Origin of the sequence: Shewanella sp. S1-49-MNA-CIBAN-0167, from assembly GCF_040310145.1 — a bacterium.
GTDB lineage: Bacteria > Pseudomonadota > Gammaproteobacteria > Enterobacterales > Shewanellaceae > Shewanella > Shewanella psychromarinicola.
This window is the reverse complement of record NZ_JBEOPO010000091.1, coordinates 1-1684: the sequence shown is the minus strand read 5'-3', so window position 1 is coordinate 1684 and position 1684 is coordinate 1. Positions and strand designations below refer to the sequence as shown.

2 protein-coding genes are annotated in these 1684 nt (G+C 39.3%); both read left to right on the top strand.

Annotation, left to right across the window (positions count from 1 at the left end):
- The first annotated feature begins 204 nt into the window (after positions 1-204).
- Positions 205-936: a Clp protease/crotonase-like domain-containing protein gene (locus tag AAEZ00_RS20495; protein ID WP_124013674.1), complete on the top strand. Its 732-nt coding sequence runs from the start codon at positions 205-207 to the stop codon at positions 934-936.
- A 58-nt stretch (positions 937-994) separates the two neighbouring features.
- On the top strand, positions 995-1441 hold the full coding sequence (locus AAEZ00_RS20490; protein ID WP_124013675.1) for a DUF3465 domain-containing protein: 447 nt from the start codon (positions 995-997) through the stop codon (positions 1439-1441).
- Positions 1442-1684 lie beyond the last annotated feature (243 nt).

Below are 1684 nucleotides of genomic sequence, written 5' to 3'. Positions count from 1 at the left end.
ACTTTTTTAGCATCACCCTCCCCGATATTGCCGATACACTCGGTGATACAATTAATGATAACTTTCAGAAATTAAAAACTGCAGTTTGAATTCACTTGAGTATAGATAATCTAATGCGTTATTTTGATGAGTGTATAAATTTTTATAGCAACATCAGTTATTCATGATAATTTATTATAAACTCAACATCATGATGGAATATGAATGCGTTATTTACTTGTCGCTTTACTGCTAGCGTTAATGGGATGTGCAGCTCAGCAAGAACCTTTCAGTGTGGCTATTGACCCACTATTACCTAGCACCATTCTTTATAACGGCGAAATTACACCTGAGAATGTCGCTTCATTTGAACAACTGATTACGAACAGTCCCACAAAAATAGAATCTCTGATCATCAATAGTGGTGGCGGCGATGTATTTGCCGGAATTCGATTTGGTGAGCTAGTATTTGAGTACAAGTTAAAGGTGGTGGTAGACAAGGCCTGTGCATCGTCTTGTGCTAATTACATTGTTACAGCCAGTGATGATGTCACGGTCAGAAATGGTGGACTATTAGGCTGGCATGGTGGTGCATTACAACCGATTTATGTCCCGATCACTTCTAACAAACAACGAGCCAACAAGATGTTGCGCAAAGAAGCAGATGACTTCTTAACTCAGTGGCAGCAAGCCGAGCATGACTTTTTTCAGATGGTGAAGGTTAACCAAGCGGTGACGATTTTAGGTATGGTGCCCGGATTGGAAGAGAAAAGAGATGCGCAGCTGTTTAGTTATGATCAACAAACCTTAAAGCAGTTAGGCTTACATATTACCTATGAAGGCGAGCAAGCTACGACTTCTCGCTTTGGTGAGTATATAGTGCAAATTTTTAGCGTATCGCCTGATGTGTTGGAAACCTTGTTAACTCAGCATAATAAGATATTACAGCAACACTAAATTGAGCCGTTTATCGCTTAGTCTCACTTAAGTAAATATCACAAAGGATTTGATAACCATGAAAAAAATAGTCGTCATCTGTTTACTTGGCTTGGCATTATTTGGTTTTTTAGATAAAAAGGTTCAAACCACTCAAATTGTAAAAAACGTTTACGCTGGATATGTCGTTGACAGTGATAATGCATTACAAAACGCCATTGAGAATAAACAAAGTAATGTTCAAGTTGGTGGTTCAGGTGAGGTAATAAAAATACTGGCCGACGATCTAAAAGGCAGTCGCCACCAACGGTTTATTTTGAAAATAGCCAGTGGCAGTACCTTACTCGTCGCCCATAATATTGATTTAGCCCCGCGCATAGACGGCTTAACTGTCGGCGATACGGTCGAGTTCTTTGGCGTTTATGAATTCAATAATAAAGGCGGCGTCATCCATTGGACTCACCACGACCCACGCGGACAACACCAAAGCGGCTGGCTAAAACACAATGGCAACGTTTATAAATAAACAGCTATTAGGTTTAAAAGATTAAGGCTCAATTTACATTGAGCCTTAAGGGCGGCTTATAAGGTTTATCTGCCGCTGCATAAGTATTAAGTTGCGGATGGGCCTTTAGTTATTTCTGTTAGTCTTTATTACTTGTGTACTGATTTAATCGCATCTTTAACACTGCTATATACTCAAGTGAATTCAAACTGCAGGTTTTAATTTCTGAAAGTTATCATTAATTGTATCACCGAGTGTATCGGC

Bases quoted from the DNA above. Each gene is read 5' to 3' on its own strand.
- AAEZ00_RS20495 (WP_124013674.1), top strand. From the start codon at position 205: ATGCGTTATTTACTTGTCGCTTTACTGCTAGCGTTAATGGGATGTGCA.
- AAEZ00_RS20490 (WP_124013675.1), top strand. From the start codon at position 995: ATGAAAAAAATAGTCGTCATCTGTTTACTTGGCTTGGCATTATTTGGT.